This window comes from Chloroflexota bacterium (assembly GCA_016197225.1).
In the GTDB taxonomy this organism is placed as follows: domain Bacteria; phylum Chloroflexota; class Anaerolineae; order Anaerolineales; family VGOW01; genus VGOW01.
On record JACPWC010000007.1, the window covers coordinates 32,227 to 48,294 of the forward strand.

The following is a 16,068-nucleotide window of genomic DNA, read 5'->3' on the forward strand; positions in this document are numbered from 1 at the left end:
ACTCGACTCCGCAAACCCCAAGTGCCTTTGACGGTAATGCTTTGCCCTTGTCTCCGCCTCAGCCGGGGCGTATTCAATATCTCGGCCCACAGCGCGCCCAACCCACTTGTTGCAGGTTGGCAGGCCAACTTGTGGGGATTCGGCAATAACTTGCTTCAAAGAGCACATTTTCAATTACCCGGCATTAGCAGAATGTTATAAGAAGGCAGTGTGTGGTAGGATTAATCGGCTGGAGTGAAAAGTTGATAGATAAACCTAACGTTTGCGGCGTTTTGTTCTAAACTCTAATATACCCACCTGTTTGGTGTTGTGATCTGAAACATAATTGCCTGTGTTAGGGTCACGAATAATTGTCTTTGGAATTTTTACCTTGCCCTGAGCGAAGGCTTTGCCTTTATCTGTAAGTTGCCGTTTCTTTTTAGCATTTGGAACGTCTTCCACTAAACCCCAAGGCTCGTAACTCAATTTGTTGTGATTGCCATAAGCACCATTACCACAAAGGCTACGGATTTCTTCAGGGCTTAATTCTCTTGCCTGACCTTTGTTCCACAATGCTTTAATTATTTCAATGAAGTATCGCGCAAAACTCTCGCGTCGCGGTTCGAAAAGAGTGTTTCTGACAAAAGGGAACTGAGGCAGTGTATCGCCTAAATGCAGACGAGGTATTGACTCTCCCGTAGTATAACTTTCAACCAAGGTTCGTAGTGCTGGGAAAATGCCTTGAAGAGTCAGGAACGGAGTTTCTTTTTGAGAGGGAACGCCTCGTCGCGCGGCTTCGATTAAGTAATGGCTAAATATGCCGCCCCATCGGGTAGTAATAGACGTTTCATTACTCGCGCAGGAACATAACAGAGCATAATTGCTCGCATTGTCCTTTTGCACTTCTCCACGCATGTTCGTGATGAGCATACTGCTGGGGATGTGCAGGGAGCGACCTGCCATACCGCTATAACATGCGTCAATAATGATTACGGGGGTTACATTCTTTATAAGCAATGTTTGAAGGATGTCGCTAAAACGCACAACACTCAACGGCAACATTGTCTCTTCAGTCGGATGCCAAACAGTATCAACCGTACAGAAGCCAAAATCATTAGAGCCGATTGGAGACCCATGCCCGGAGAAATAAAAAATCAGAATATCGCCATCTGCTGAACGACCCATTGTGTAGTCATTTATGGCGTGGCGTAACTGAACAACAGTCGGGTTGATTATAGATTTGAACTGACTGGGCTTGAAGAGAGCCGTGTCTCGGTCTTCTACAAGCAAACTCCTCAAGTTCTCAACATCATTCGCTGGACCTTCAAGTGGGCCAAGATTCTTATAATGCTCGACGCCGACAGCGAGAATAGTGACACGAGATGTTAGTTGAAGCATAATTCACCTGCATTCTACAAAACGGGCTTTCCTAAAACAACCTTGTAGTAAGATGATGCAACAGGTTGCGTAGTAACGCAAATGATATAGAATATCAGTTCTACACCGGAGATAACCTATGAATTATATATACCAAGAAGACAACCTCAATGTGCTCGAAGAATTACATCCTAATTCGGTAGATCTAATTTATATTGACCCCCCTTTCAACACGGGCAAATCGCAAAGTAGAACTTATATCAAAGTCAAGCAAACACCTAGTGGAGATCGAGTTGGTTTTAAAGAACAGCGATACGAAACGATTAATCTTGGAACGAAATCTTATGCTGACAATTTTGGCGATGAATTTCTAGAATTTATGGAACCTCGGCTTCAAGAGGCTAGGAGAGTATTGTCGGATCGTGGGGCGTTGTATTTTCATATTGACTATAGAGAGGTTCACTACTGCAGGATTCTTCTAGACAAAATCTTTGGCCCAACTAATTTCCTTAATGAAATAATTTGGGCATATGATTATGGTGGCAAATCAAAGACACGATGGCCCGCGAAGCACGACAATATACTCGTTTATGTCAAGGACCCAAAGCAATATATCTTCAATGAACATTCCTTTGCAACACATCCTAAGAGGAAAGGCTCACTCCGTGTTTCGACAGCTGATGTTTGGTGGCATACAATTGTACCAACTGCTAGCAAAGAAAAAACGGGATACCCTACACAGAAGCCATTAGGCATTATTAACCCAATACTGGAGGTTTCGTCAAATCCAGGCGATGTTGTATTGGATTTTTTTGCGGGAAGTGGAACGACTGGTGAAGCTTGTTTGCGACTTGGGCGAAAATTCATTTTAGTTGATAACAATCACCAGGCAATAGAAGTAATGAAGAAAAGATTCGGCGCTCGTGATGATATTACTTGGTATTCCTCGCTATGAAGAATCGGATATATTTCGGCGATGACTTGAAAATACTAGAAGAGTTAGATGACGGTTCAGCAACTCTTATTTATATAAAGCCGCCTGTGGAAATTGACAATCTTTGGCGATTGCCCCTAAGCAACGAAAGCACCAAAGCGATTACGATTGGCTCCAGAAAATATACTGACCTATATGATCAATACTTGGAATTTTTAGAGCCCAGGCTCGTACAAGCTCGCAGGGTTTTGTCATCTAAAGGAACAATTTATTTCCACTCCACTCCCGAAAAAGCACATTATTGTAAAGCTTTACTATTAGACGAAATTTTCGGGTCAGATAATTTTCTCAATGAAGCCATCTGGGTATATTCGAATACTCGACAAAAATCCGAGAGACGATGGCTTGAGAAGCACGACAATATCCTTGTGTACATCAAAGATTTCGACAACTACATCTTCAACACTGATGATATAGATCGACTCGCTTACATGGCTCCTAATCTCGTCGGAAAAAAGAAAAGGAGCAGGGGAAAGCTACCAACAGATACTTGGTTTGAAGAGTTGACTCCTAATGGGCTTCTCAGCCAAATTATAAAAGCATCATCGAACCGAAAAGATCTGGTCGTTCAATTGTTTGCTATTGATGGTTCTGTTGGAGAAACCTGTTTGAAGCTGGGGCGGAAATTTATTCTACTTAGCAACAGCAAGAAAGCGATGAAGAAGACAGCTAAATCACTTGAAGGAAAATCAAATATAGAATGGTTGGAATTCGCAACGCATAGCAAAGGAAAAAGACGTGGGCCAACAAGAAGCGAGTTCTGATTTTGAACTGCTTGCTACTATAACGAGGCACATTCGTCCAGAGTTCGACGAACTCGATGAGGCCTGGGAAGGTAGTCCCTTTGCTTGGGTGCGAAAGTTGCCGTCTGCTTCTCGTGGCAAAATGGGGAAGCGTATGGTTGCTGCTTGGTGTGCCGCTAAAGGTTTGATGATCGATTCAAGTAACAACTCTGAAGCAGATTTGTTGCTAAACGGTCATCGCGTAGAAATAAAATTCTCTACGCTTTGGAAAAGCGGTATTTACAAGTTTCAGCAGATTCGAGAACAAGATTATGAGTATGCAGTCTGTTTAGGGGTTTCACCATTTCAAGCACATTGTTGGGTTGTAAGCAAGGCTCTGCTTAGGAAGCAGGTGATTGGGCACAAGCCACAACATAAAGGGGTAGAAGGTACAGATACATTTTGGTTTAGTGTTGACCCCAACAAACCACCTGAATGGATTGCGAACAGTGGAGGTACATTAGACCAAGCTTTTCAGGTTCTTAAGTCTTTAAGTAGAAAACGAAACTGACTCGTCACCATTTCGTACTTAATCGCTACCTCATCAAAGCATCCACTAGCCTCACCGTCAACGCCTTCGATTCCCCGCCATCCGCCCCAACCGGCCCAATGCAGGCCGGGCAACCGTCACTGCACGGGCAGTCGCGCACCAACTCCAGCGCCCCGCGCAGAAGCTCATCATGCAGTTCGTAGAGCCGCCCGCTCAGGCCGATGCCTTCCGGCACGCCGTCGTAAAACGTGATCGTCGGGCCGCCGGTCTCTTTCGATTTCGACTCGACCAGGTTAGAGAGGTCACGCGGGTCGCACATCAGGTAAAGCGGGGCCAGGTTGCCCAGAGCATGAGCCAGCCCGCCCAGCGCCGATTTGGCGCGATTGGCCGACTCGACTTGGCGATGGCACGACGGGCAGAGCGTCATCAAGTTATCGAGTTCGTTGGCGAGTTTGTAATTTTCGTTCTCGCCGCGCACGTAGCCAAACTCGCGGAACGGGCGCAGGTGATGGACGTGATGCTGTGGGCCGTCGCGTGGCTCAACGGCGTTGCACTGCTGGCAACGGAAGTTGTCGCGAGCACGGGCGGCGTTTCTTTGCGCTTCCCAGTTTGGACCGTAATCGTTCGGCCTAAGCAACACACCCTCGTCCATCAACTGCTCGGCGATCTCCGGCGCGATCCACAACCAGTAAGCCGTCGTCTGAAACTCGCGCGGCGGAAGATCAATCTCGCCAAAGCCAACTGTCTCGTGCGTGTAACGTTTGACTTTGCGATAGCCGCTCGCCTGCGAGGTGACCAACGCCGTGCCGTGCGCCTTGCGCGCCGGGCCGCGTTCGTCGGCGTCGGTCACGTCCAGCACTTCCAACGTCGCCGACTCGCTGGCCTGGGTGTAATAGTCGGCTTCGGTCGCCGTCACCGTTGCGATGCGTTCATCCCATTTCAACTCGGCGACAAGATACTGCCGCCCTTCATGCAGATAGACGGCACCGGTGTGAACGTGAATCGGGGCGCGGACAGAATCCACTTCCCCGATAACGACGGGTTTGCCGTCGGTCACGTCCTGGATGACGACACGATCATCACCGCTCGTTCTCAGGGATACCGCCTCTGCCGGGTAAGAGTCCCCCACCCACGTCGCCGTTCCACCCGACTCGTGCACCTCACCCGACTCTTCCAAAATCTCCAACAACGCCTCACCGGCTTCACCAAAAGTTTCGCCTTCTTCAAACGGCAGTTCAAACGCGGCGCAACGAACGTGGCTGAGCAAAATGGCAAGGTTGTCGGGGTTGATGAGGGCGTGTTCGGGCGACGACTCGAAAATGTAGCGCGGGTGGAGGGCGATGTACTGATCGAGCGGCGCGGCGGAGGCCACGAAGGCAACGGCTGACGTTTCTGATCGGCGGCCCGCCCGGCCCGCCTGTTGCCACAAACTGGCGATACTGCCGGGGTAGCCGGCAATCACCGCCGCCCCAAGTTGACCGATGTCCACCCCAAGCTCGAGGGCGTTGGTGGCCACCACGCCGCGCACCGAGCCGTCGCGCAGACCGCGCTCGATCTCGCGCCGCTCGTTAGGCAGGTAGCCGCCGCGATAGCCGCGAATGGCTTTGGGGTCAATTTGAAATTTCTCCGCCGCGTCGCGCACGTAGCCAAGCAGAACTTCGACGGTGGCGCGGGCGCGGCCAAACACAACCGTTTGCACACCATCGCCGATAAACTGGGCGGCGATCTCTTTGCTTTCCAACGTGTAAGAGCGGCGCAGGCCAAGCGCAGGATCGATGAGTGGCGGATTGTAGAGAATGAAATGTTTTTCGGCGCGGGGCGAGCCGTCGTTGCTCACGAGTGTCACCGGCGCTTCGAGCAGTTTCTCGGCCAGTTCTTTGGGGTTGGCAATGGTGGCCGAGGCGCAGATGAATTGCGGATCACTGCCGTAAAACTTGCAGATGCGTTTCAAGCGCCGGATGACGTTGGCCACGTGCGAGCCGAACACGCCGCGATAGGTGTGCAGTTCGTCTAGCACCACCCAGCGCAGGTTAGCGAACAACTCTGACCATTTGGTGTGATGAGGAAGAACGCCGGTATGGAGCATGTCGGGATTAGTTATTAGTAATTGGGCTTCGCGGCGGATAGCGGGACGTTGGTTTTGCGAAGTGTCGCCATCGTAGATGCGGATGGAGATTTGAGGTTGGAGGTTAGAGGTTAGAGCGCTCAACTCGGCGGCTTGATCCTGGGCAAGGGCTTTGGTGGGGAAGAGATAGAGGGCGCGGGCGGAGGAGTCGTGCAAGCATGTTTGCAGAATGGGCAGGTTGTAGCACAGCGTTTTGCCGGAGGCGGTGCCGGTGACGACGACCAGATTTTCCCCACGCAAGGCGGCTTCCACTGAGTCGGCCTGGTGGGTGTAGAGCGACGAGATGCCGCGCCGGTTCAGGGCTTCGATCAGCCGCGAGTCGAGTCGCTTTGGAAAATCGGCGTAGCGCGCCGAGCGCGACGGAATCTTTTCCCAGGCGGCGACGTTGGCCATGAATTTGGGATCGAGGCGCAGGCGATCAAGCAAAGGCATCATGCTATGATTATAGCCGTGTCAGGGATGAAAAGTTTTGCGCGAGTGATGCTTTCAGTGTTGGGCGGCAACGTGATCGGGTATGCCGCCTTTCGTTTGGCGCTGTGGGCGGCGCCGCAGTGGTGGGAGGCCGCCGGGCCAAGAAGCGGTTTGGGGGAGACGATGTTGTTGATGGCCCTGACGGCCATCTCGTTTGCCGCGCCGCCAGTGATGGTGGGGGCGTTGGCAGCGCGGGCGGCGGCCCGCTACGAGCCGTTTGTGGGGCTGGCGGCGATGCTGTGGGGCGCGAGCGCGCGGTTGTGGTGGCCGCCGGTGCCGCTGTTGCCAGCGGAAAGCTGGGTTCTGCCGATGACGTTGATTCTGTTGTCGGGGCTGATGGGCGGGTGGCTGGCCGGCGGCTTTCGCTGACCGGTTTAAACAGAAAACGCCCGACTCGCTTTCGCGATCAGGCGTTTTCTGATCAAACTACTTTCGTAATTTGCAAAAAGCCCCTTGGCAACGACCTACTCTCCCAGGCGGTCTCCCACCAAGTACCATCGGCGCTGGCGGTCTTAACTTCCGGGTTCGGGAAGGGACCGGGTGTACCTCCGCCGCACAAATCACCAAGAGACGATTTTACGTTGTTGAACTGAATATTCAAAGAAACATGTAACTGCCAAAACTTCAAGTTCTCCGCACCACGTTGATTGAATTAAGCCCTCGACCATTAGTACGCCTTCGCTCGCTCCTTACAGAGCATACACGAGGTCGCCTATTAAGCAGATAGTCTTTCTGCGGTCTTTCTGGCTTAACGCCACGGGGGATCTAATCTTAGGGCGAGTTTCCCACTTAGATGCATTCAGCGGTTATCTCTGCCAGACGTAGCTACTCAGCGGTGCCATTGGCATGACAACTGACACACCAGAGGTCTGTCCACTCCGGTCCTCTCGTACTAGGAGCAGATCCCTTCAAATCCCCTACGCCCACAGCGGATAGAGACCGACCTGTCTCACGACGGTCTGAACCCAGCTCACGTACCGCTTTAATGGGCGAACAGCCCAACCCTTGGGACCTTGTCCAGCCCCAGGATGCGATGAGCCGACATCGAGGTGCCGAGCGATATCGTCGATGTGAACTCTTGGATATCACCAGCCTGTTATCCCCGGGGTAGCTTTTGTCCGATAAGCCACGGCCCTTCCACTCGGTACCGTAGGATCACTAAGCCCGACTTTCGTCTCTGCTCGGCGTGTTGGCCTTGCAGTCAAGCTCCCTTGTGCCTTTACACTCTACGGCTGGTTTCCATTCAGCCTGAGGGAACCTTTGGGCGCCTCAGTTACACTTTGTGAGGCGACCGCCCCAGTCAAACTACCCGCCTGGCACGGTCCCCCGCCCCGATAAGGGTGCGAGGTTAGGGTCAAAACTTCGTCAGGGTGGTATTTCACATTGCGGCTCCCCCGAGCCCGAAAGCCCAGGTTCGAAGCCTCCAGGGTATAGTAAAGCTCCACGGGGTCTTTTTGTCCTGCTGCGGGTAGGCAGCATCTTCACTGCCACTTCTATTTCGCCGGGTCTCTCTCTGAGACAGTGCTCCAGTTGTTACACCGTTCGTGCGGGTCGGAACTTGCCCGACTAGGAATTTCGCTACCTTAGGACCGTTATAGTTACGGCCGCCGTTCACCGGGGCTTCGGTTCGTAGCTTCGACTTGCGTCTAACCACTCCCCTTAACCTTCCGGCACTGGGCAGGTGTCAGCCCCTATACATCGCCTTGCGGCTTTGCAGAGACCTGTGGTTTTGTTAACCAGTCACTAGAGCCATTTCACTGCGACCCCCCGGCGCTCCACATGATCAGTTTCACGCTAGGGGGCACCCCTTCTCCCGAAGTTACGGGGTCATGTTGCCTAATTCCTTAGAGAGAGTTCTCCCGTTCACCTTGGTATACTCTACCCGTCTACCAGTGTCGGTTTGCGGTACGGACGCCTAGCACTCAACGCTACGAAGCTTTTCTCGGCAGCTTGGCTCGACCACTTCAGGCTTGCGCCACGCTATCACCCCTCAGCTCGGCTCGCGGATTTGCCTACGAGCCTCAAAGCCTACGGGCTTTGCACCTCCCATGTCCAGTGGGGAGGCTGGTTTACCATTCTGCGTCACTCCTTCGCTCACTCTCGGCGGTTCCGGAATGTTGACCGGATGTCCATCGCCTACGCTTTTCAGCCTCGGCTTAGGGCCGACTAACCCGACGCGGACTGACCTTCCGTCGGAAACCTTAGACTTACGGTGAACACGGTTCTCACGTGTTTTACGCTACTCAAGCCGGCATTCTCACTTCCGCTCGCTCCACCAGTTCTTTCGATCTGACTTCGTCGCTTGCGGAACGCTCCCCTACTACTCGTCAAAGACGAGTTCATAGCTTCGGTACCATGCTTAGCCCCGTTAAGTTGTCCGCGCAAGATCGTTTGACCAGTGAGCTATTACGCACTCTTTAAAGGGTGGCTGCTTCTAAGCCAACCTCCTGGCTGTCTAAACAATCTCACATCGTTTTCCACTTAGCATGGATTTAGGGACCTTAGCTGATGATCTGGGTTCTTTCCCTCTCGACCACGAATCTCATAACCCGTAGTCCGACTGCCACACTCTGGAGTAACGGCATTCGGAGTTTGGTTTGGTTTGGTAAGCAGTAAGCCCCCTAGCCAATCCAGTGCTCTACCTCCGTTACTGAACGTGTGACGCTAGCCCTAAAGCTATTTCGGGGAGAACAAGCTATCTCCTAGTTCGATTGGCATATCACCCCTACCCACAGCTCATCTCCTAATTTCGCAAGATTAGTGAGTTCGAGCTTCCACGGGGGTTTAGTCCCGCTTCACTCTGGCCATGGGTAGCTCACCAGGTTTCGTGTCTCATCCTTGCGACTAGGCGCCCTATTAAGACTCGCTTTCGCTGCGCCTCCGCGTGTTTCTCGCTTAGGCTTGCCACAAAGATGAACTCGCCGGCTCATTCTCCAAAAGGCACGCCCTCAGACATTCCCGGCAAGCCGGGCATAGTCCTCGGACTGATTGTAAGCATACGGTTTCAGGTTCTATTTCACTCGGCTAGCAGCCGTACTTTTCACCTTTCCCTCACGGTACTTGTTCACTATCGGTCATCAAGCGTATTTAGCTTTGGGAAGTGGGCTTCCCGGATTCCTACCGGATTAGCGTGCCCGGTAGTACTCAGGTGCCCAGCGGAAGCTGGAATGTTTTTGTCTACAGGACTGTCACCTTCTGTGGTTCGACTTTCCAGAAACAATTCGACTAACCTTCCAGTTTTTGACTTCCATATGCTGGGTCCTACAACCCCAGTAGAGCAAGCTCCACTGGTTTGAGCTGATCCGCGTTCGCTCGCCACTACTTGCGGAATGATCTCTTTTCCTGCGGGTACTTAGATGTTTCAGTTCCCCGCGTTCCCCTCCGTGCACTATAGATTCATACACGGATATGCAAGGGTTACTTGCATGGGTTTCCCCATTCGGCCATCCCCGGATATAGCGCCTGTTCACGGCTCCCCGAGGCTTATCGCAGTGATCCACGGCCTTCTTCGGCGCTTGACGCCAAGGCATCCACCGTACGCCCTTAGTAGCTTAATTCACGTGATGCGGAGAAATTGAAGTTCTCGCATTACATGTTTTTTTCAAAGACCTTTTGTTCTTTTGTCTCTCATGAATATTCAGTTTGAAAGGTGCTGGCCGCAACCTACGCGACCCGGCGTTGACCGCCGATGGATGCCCTGGAGCATTTTCCAGTCCATCCATCGAGTGCCAACAGTACTACCCTGTTTGTAAAAGAGACAAGAAGGCCCGGCAATCGCCGGGCCTTCGATAAAAGACCTTGACGCGACTTGCCAAAACTATTCTTTGAAAGTCAACTGCTTCACCAAGCGAATTGTTTCCTCAATAAGCCCTGGTGGAGATGAGGGGGCTCGAACCCCTGACATCCGCCTTGCAAAGGCGGCGCTCTCCCAACTGAGCTACATCCCCATACCCTTCGGCCCGGCCTCAGGGTAATAAGGTGGGCCTTTCTGGACTTGAACCAGAGACCTTCCCCTTATCAGAGGGATGCTCTAACCAACTGAGCTAAAGGCCCGACAATGTCTGACGGCATTGGCCTTTACAACTCAATAGTGACAAGAAAGGACGAAATGGGATCAAGCTTAGGAGTAGAACAACCACCCGAAGGCAATCATTCGGAACTCCCTAGACAGGAGGTGATCCAGCCGCAGCTTCCGCTACAGCTACCTTGTTACGACTTCGTCCCAGTCACCGATCCCACCTTCGACGGCTCCCTCTTTGCAGTTAGGCCACCGGCTTCAGGTGTTATCAGCTCCCATGACGTGACGGGCGGTGTGTACAAGCCCCGGGAACGTATTCAACGCAGTATAGCTGTCCTGCGTTTACTAGCAACTCCGACTTCACGCAGGCGAGTTGCAGCCTGCGATCTGAACTGAGGGTAATTTTTTAGGATTGGCTCCCCCTCGCGGGTTGGCGACCCATTGTATTACCCATTGTAGCGTGTGTGTAGCCCCAGATATAAAGGACATGCTGACTTGACGTCATCCCCACCTTCCTCCGGCTTAAGACCGGCAGTCGGGCCAGACACTTGTAACTGACCCTAAGGGTTGCGCTCGTTACTGGACTTAACCAAACACCTCACGGCACGAGCTGACGACAGCCATGCATCACCTGTGCAAGCTCCCCGAAGGGTCGTTCCGCTTTCGCTTCACTACTACTTGCATGTCAAACCTGGGTAAGGTTCTTCGCGTAGCCTCGAATTAAACCACACGCTCCGCTGCTTGTGCGGGCCCCCGTCAATTCCTTTGAGTTTTAGCCTTGCGGCCGTAGTCCCCAGGCGGAGTACTTATCGCGTTAGCTGCGGCACCGAGGGGGTCGATACCTGAGTGTCAGGAGTGTGCCAGGAGGCCGCCTTCGCCACTGGTGTTCCTCCGCATATCTACGCATTTCACCACTACACGCGGAATTCCACCTCCCTCTCACACCCTCAAGTCTGGCAGTATCGGACAGCGTCTCTCAGTTGAGCCAAGAGTTTTCATGCCCGACTTACCAAACCACCTGCACGCGCTTTACGCCCAGTGAATCCGGATAACGCTCGGTACCTACGTTTTACCGCGGCTGCTGGCACGTAGTTAGCCGTACCTTATTCTGGGAGTACTGTCCTTCCTCATCCTCCCTAAAAGCGCTTTACGACCCGAAGGCCTTCATCGCGCACGCGGCGTTGCTGCCTCAGACTTTCGTCCATTGGGCAATATTCCTTACTGCTGCCACCCGTAGGCGTCTGGCCCGTGTTTCAGTGCCAGTGTGGGGGGTCACCCTCTCAGGTCCCCTATCCGTCGTTGCCTTGGTAGGCCATTACCCTACCAACTAGCTGATGGACCGCAGGCCCCTCCCGAAGCGCATTTCTGCTTTAGACCCGGTTTTCTAAAACCCGGGACCACATGCGGTATTAGCAGTTCTTTCGAACTGTTATTCCACACTTCGGGGTAGGTCACCCACGTGTTACGCACCCATTCGCCACTAAGAGAGTATTGCTACACTCTTCGTTCGACTTGCATGTATTAAGCACGCCGCCAGTGTTCATCCTGAGCCAGGATCGAACTCTTCATCAGACTTTCAAACAGGACAAGCCTGTCTTCGGTCATTGGAATTTTTTCCCACCAGTTGGTGGGATGCTGGACCCATATTGTGCATTTCTTGTCACTATTCAGTTGTAAAGGTTCCAACAGAGCGGGGCGAGTTTACCACTCCGCTTTCTGTCTGTCAAGACCCGGAGACGCAAAACGCCGATGCATCTTGCTCTCATCGGCGAGGATTGCAGACCTATCAAACTTTACAGCTCTGGTCTCTGCGGGCCTCTTTGTCTCTTTAGTTGGTTTGTCTTTCCGCGCTTGTGTTACGGACGAGACTGCACTTCAACGACGGAGATAATAACACTGTCATACAAGCGTGTCAAGGGCAATTTCAAAATTGATTCACAAACAGATTGAACCTCTATTCAAGGCGCGGTACAATGCCGCCATCATTTCCAGGAGGCAAAACTGTGAACGCACTCAAAGAACGAATTCTCAAAGAAGGCCGTAATCTCGGCAACGGCATCCTCAAAGTTGACGGCTTCATTAATCACCAGGTTGACCCGGTTTTGATGAACGAATGCGGGCGTGAACTGGCCGCCCGCTTTTCATCTGTCGGCGCCACCAAAGTTCTCACCGCCGAAATCTCCGGCATCGCCCCTGCTCTCACCACCGCCCTGCACCTCGGCGTCCCCGTCGTCTACGCCCGCAAAACAAAACCGATCACGATGCCCGATCAAATCTTCCTCACCCTCGCTCCCTCGCACACTAAAGGCCGCACCGTCGAACTCATCGTCTCGCCAGAATACTTGTCTCACGGCGAGCGGATTCTGATCATTGACGACTTTCTCGCCACCGGCCAAACCATCCTCGGCCTGGCCCGCCTCGCTCAAGCCGCCGGCTCCACCGTCGTCGGCATTGGGGCCGTGATCGAAAAAACCTTTGAAGGCGGGCGGGCGGCGCTGGCGCCTCTGGCCGTGCCCATCGAAGCTCTCGGCATTGTCACCGACATGAGCGACGGCAAGATCATTCTCGCCTGACACATGGACTCCATCGTCATCCTCGACTTCGGCTCACAATACTCGCAACTCATCGCCCGCCGCGTCCGCGAAGCGCGCGTCTACTGTGAACTCTTCCCCTGGAACGCGCCCGCCGAAAAAGTTCTGGCCCTGCAACCCAAAGCCTTCATCCTCTCCGGCGGCCCCAACTCGGTCTACGAACCCGGCGCGCCGACTCTGCCCGCCTACGTCCTCGACTCCGGCCTGCCCGTCCTCGGCATCTGCTACGGCATGCAACTCATGGCTCGCGCCCTCGGCGGCCACGTTGCGCCCGGTTCCCAACGCGAATACGGCCGCACCAACATTCAAACGTCAAGTGACTCAACCCTGTTTTACGGAATACGCAACACGCACTACGTCTGGATGTCCCACGGCGACAAAGTTGATCAACTTCCTCCCGGCTTCACCGTCACCGCCACCAGCCCCAACTGCCCCATCGCCGCCCTGGAAGATTCAACCCGGCGGCTCTTCGCCCTCCAATTTCACCCCGAAGTCAACCACACCCAGCACGGGCGTGAAATTCTCCAAGCTTTCATTCGACAAATTGAAATCAAAGCTGAGTGGACTCCCGGCTCGATTGTGGACGATGCGATTCAGAAGATTCAGGCGCAAGTGGGCAGTGACAAAGTGTTGGCCGCCGTGAGCGGGGGTGTGGACTCTACCGTCGCCGCCGCCCTCGTCCATCGCGCCGTCGGCGACCAACTCACCTGCTTCTACATTGATACCGGCCTCATGCGCGCCGGCGAGTCCGGGCAAGTCGTCGCCACGTTCCGCGAGAACCTGCACGCGAAGCTGCACCCTGTCAATGCCGTCGAAGACTTCATGGAAGCGCTGGCCGGCGTGGCCGACCCGGAGCGCAAACGCAAGATCATCGGCGAAAAATTCATCCGCTGTTTCGAGCGCGAAGCGCGGCGGCTTGGGAGCGACGCCAAATTTTTAGTGCAAGGCACAATTTATCCCGACGTCGTTGAGTCGAGCGGCAAAGGGCGGGAGCAAGCGGCCAAGATCAAAACCCACCACAACGTCGGCGGCCTCCCCGACGATTTGCAATTCAGCCTCGTCGAGCCACTGCGCTTCTTATTCAAAGATGAAGTGCGGGCTGTCGGCGCAGAACTTGGCCTGCCCGACGAAATGGTGTGGCGGCAACCGTTCCCCGGCCCCGGTCTCGCCATCCGCTGTTTGGGCGAAGTGACCTGGGAGCGTTTAGAGAAACTGCGCGCTGCCGACAAAATCTTCACCGATGAACTGCGCGCCGCCGGAATGTTGAGAGGTGATACGGCGCAAGCGTTTGCCGTTCTCCTGCCGGTGAAGTCCGTCGGCGTGATGGGCGACTATCGAACTTATGAAGAAACCATTGTCTTGCGCGCTGTCACCACCGACGACTTCATGACCGCCGACTGGGCGCGCTTGCCTTATGACTTGCTGGCCAAAGTCTCCAGTCGCATTGTCAACGAAGTCAAAGGCGTCAACCGCGTGGCTTACGACATCTCAAGCAAGCCGCCGGCGACGATTGAGTGGGAATGAATCTCGGCCTCATCCTCCGCGACTCGTGGCGCATCACCTGGCGAAGCTGGCCGCTGTGGTTGCTCACTCTGCTCCTGTTCGCCGTCTTCATCCCGGCGGGCTTGCTCTCGTTCTCGTTTAGCGCCGTGGCAACAGCCGTCACCTTCCCAATCGCAGACCCGCAACTGCTGTTCTTCGTTCGCCGCTTGCAAAGCGTGCCCGGCCTGGCGTGGGTTGGCATTACCTTCGTGGCCTTCATGGTGTTGATTGCAACCACAGCCGTTGCCCTCATCCTTCAGGCCGCCACGATGCGCGGCGCGGCCCTGGCCGCAGAAGGCGGCAAAGCCTCGTTGGGCGAAATGCTACGCCTGGGCAAAAGCCGCGTTGCCAACATCGTCAAACTCAGCCTCACCTTCGGGCTGATCATCATCGCCCTCGGCCTCCTGCCCTCGCTGGCCCTTATCCTCCTGGGCGACAAATCGCCGCTCGGCGCAAGGCTGATCAATCTGGCTCAAACCGGCCTGACGCCGATCACCACCATTTTGAACCTGGTGCTATTGCTGGCCATCATGTCCATCGCCCTCGAAGACTTCACGCCGCGCAAAGCGTTTGGGCGAGCGGGCAGTGTCTTGCGCGTCGGCTGGTGGGCGTTCCTTCTAGTCGTCGGCCTGTCCGGCCTCGCCGCGTTGGTTACGGCCATCATTCTCGTCATCCCAATTTTCATCGCCATGCCGGTCGTCATTTTTGAAGCTCGAACCGGCCTGATATTGTTCGCGTTCAGCTACGCCTGCGCCGGGCCGCTTGCTCTCGGCTTTCTGCTCTTCACCGCCGTGTTCACGCTGGTGTTGTACACGCTCATCTATCGTGAGGCGGCTAAACTTACATCATGACCCTCACTCACACTACTTTCTTTGATCGCCCGGCTTATCAGCTTTCAAACAAGCGCCTCTCGCTCACCGTCGTCCCGGCTCTCAGTGGGCGGGCGATGGAGTTGATCGTCCGCAAGCAAAACCTGTTCTGGATCAACGAGCCGCTCCTCAAAGGCGAAGCCGGGGGTGATCCAGCAATGGGCAACTGGATGAATTGGGGCGGCTACAAGACCTGGCTCGCCCCGCAGAGTCGGTGGCCCGATCCGAATGCGTTGTCGGATGAGATGGATAACGTCGAATGGGCCGTCGTCGGTCAAACCGACTCGCCGGTGGCGACCAGTCTTCACCTGCGCGGCCCGATCATTCCGTGGAGCGGCCTTCAGTTGAGTCGGCAGATCACTTTGCGAGCGGGCGAGAAGAAAGTGGCCGTGCGTGAGTCAATTCACAACGCGAGCGACACAACTCAAACGTGGGCCGCTTGGGCCGTCGCTCAGTTCCCAACGCCGGGCTGGGCCGTCTATCCGAGCGAAGGCGCGCGAAAGACTCTGGCCCTCACGCCGCCGAAGTTTCGGCGCGATCAGTTGCACTTCAAAGGCGACAAGAAATGGAAGACGGGGGCGCTCACGTCTGAAGGCTGGGGCGAGTATCAGGCCAAGAACTGGGCCAAGTCATTCCGCGCCAGCTTCGCCCCTCACGCCAACCTGCCTCACCCCGACAACTGCAACCTTGAAACGTGGAGCAACACCGACCCGGCCTACATGGAACTCGAATGGCTTGGCCCGCTGGTCACGCTCAAGCCGGGCGAGTCGTGGGCGTTTGAGACGGAATGGTTCATTGACTTGGCACCCAGACAGACTTAAAATCACGTC

10 protein-coding genes, 2 tRNA genes and 3 rRNA genes are annotated in these 16,068 nt (G+C 54.3%); 8 read left to right on the forward strand and 7 right to left on the reverse strand.

Annotated elements, in window-relative coordinates:
- Positions 1-255: 255 nt before the first annotated feature.
- Entirely contained in the window at positions 256-1,377 is a 1,122-nt protein-coding gene (locus HYZ49_01250) for a caspase family protein (GenBank protein ID MBI3240908.1), read from the reverse strand.
- A 118-nt stretch (positions 1,378-1,495) separates the two neighbouring features.
- On the opposite strand from HYZ49_01250, the gene HYZ49_01255 reads away from it, so the two are divergent.
- From HYZ49_01255 to HYZ49_01265, 3 genes are read left to right on the forward strand one after another with little or no spacing between them, the layout of a single operon-like run.
- Entirely contained in the window at positions 1,496-2,311 is an 816-nt protein-coding gene (locus tag HYZ49_01255; GenBank protein ID MBI3240909.1) for a site-specific DNA-methyltransferase, read from the forward strand.
- Entirely contained in the window at positions 2,308-3,114 is an 807-nt protein-coding gene (locus HYZ49_01260; GenBank protein MBI3240910.1) for a site-specific DNA-methyltransferase, read from the forward strand. The genes HYZ49_01255 and HYZ49_01260 overlap by 4 nt, the downstream gene beginning before the upstream one ends.
- A complete protein-coding gene (locus HYZ49_01265) occupies positions 3,089-3,643 on the forward strand; it encodes a hypothetical protein (GenBank protein ID MBI3240911.1) in 555 nt (184 codons plus the stop codon). Before HYZ49_01260 ends, HYZ49_01265 begins: the two co-directional genes overlap by 26 nt.
- Before the next feature lie 25 nt (positions 3,644-3,668).
- Here HYZ49_01265 and HYZ49_01270 read toward each other — a convergent pair whose 3' ends face one another.
- Complete coding sequence (locus tag HYZ49_01270) at positions 3,669-6,182, reverse strand: DEAD/DEAH box helicase (GenBank protein ID MBI3240912.1); 2,514 nt, start codon at positions 6,180-6,182, stop codon at positions 3,669-3,671.
- 24 nt (positions 6,183-6,206) lie between these two features.
- On the opposite strand from HYZ49_01270, the gene HYZ49_01275 reads away from it, so the two are divergent.
- The gene (locus tag HYZ49_01275) at positions 6,207-6,587 is read left to right on the forward strand and encodes a hypothetical protein (GenBank protein MBI3240913.1); all 381 of its coding nucleotides are present in this window, start codon (positions 6,207-6,209) and stop codon (positions 6,585-6,587) included.
- Between the two features lie 82 nt (positions 6,588-6,669).
- On the opposite strand, the gene rrf is transcribed toward HYZ49_01275, so the two are convergent.
- The 5 genes from rrf to HYZ49_01300 all read right to left on the reverse strand — a co-directional run bounded on the left by rrf (position 6,670) and on the right by HYZ49_01300 (position 11,806).
- Positions 6,670-6,786: ribosomal RNA gene (gene rrf, locus HYZ49_01280) — 5S ribosomal RNA — on the reverse strand.
- Positions 6,787-6,868: 82 nt separating this feature from the next.
- A 23S ribosomal RNA gene (locus HYZ49_01285) occupies positions 6,869-9,775 on the reverse strand.
- A gap of 314 nt (positions 9,776-10,089) precedes the next feature.
- A tRNA-Ala gene (locus tag HYZ49_01290) sits at positions 10,090-10,165 on the reverse strand.
- Between the two features lie 32 nt (positions 10,166-10,197).
- Positions 10,198-10,271 (reverse strand) — tRNA-Ile (locus HYZ49_01295).
- A gap of 105 nt (positions 10,272-10,376) precedes the next feature.
- Positions 10,377-11,806, reverse strand: a 16S ribosomal RNA gene (locus HYZ49_01300).
- The 16S, 23S and 5S rRNA genes sit together here with 2 tRNA genes alongside, the layout of an rRNA operon.
- Before the next feature lie 433 nt (positions 11,807-12,239).
- Here HYZ49_01300 and xpt point away from each other — a divergent pair.
- Genes xpt through HYZ49_01320 form a run of 4 tightly spaced genes read left to right on the forward strand, consistent with a single transcriptional unit; the run spans position 12,240 to position 16,059 of the window.
- Positions 12,240-12,809 (forward strand): xanthine phosphoribosyltransferase, encoded by a 570-nt coding sequence (gene xpt, locus HYZ49_01305; protein ID MBI3240914.1) that lies wholly within the window; start codon positions 12,240-12,242, stop codon positions 12,807-12,809.
- Between the two features lie 3 nt (positions 12,810-12,812).
- Positions 12,813-14,351: a glutamine-hydrolyzing GMP synthase gene (guaA, locus tag HYZ49_01310; GenBank protein ID MBI3240915.1), complete on the forward strand. Its 1,539-nt coding sequence runs from the start codon at positions 12,813-12,815 to the stop codon at positions 14,349-14,351.
- On the forward strand, positions 14,348-15,220 hold the full coding sequence (locus HYZ49_01315; GenBank protein MBI3240916.1) for a hypothetical protein: 873 nt from the start codon (positions 14,348-14,350) through the stop codon (positions 15,218-15,220). Before guaA ends, HYZ49_01315 begins: the two co-directional genes overlap by 4 nt.
- Positions 15,217-16,059, forward strand: a complete 843-nt coding sequence (locus tag HYZ49_01320) for a hypothetical protein (protein MBI3240917.1) — start codon at positions 15,217-15,219, stop codon at positions 16,057-16,059. The genes HYZ49_01315 and HYZ49_01320 overlap by 4 nt, the downstream gene beginning before the upstream one ends.
- Positions 16,060-16,068: the final 9 nt, after the last annotated feature.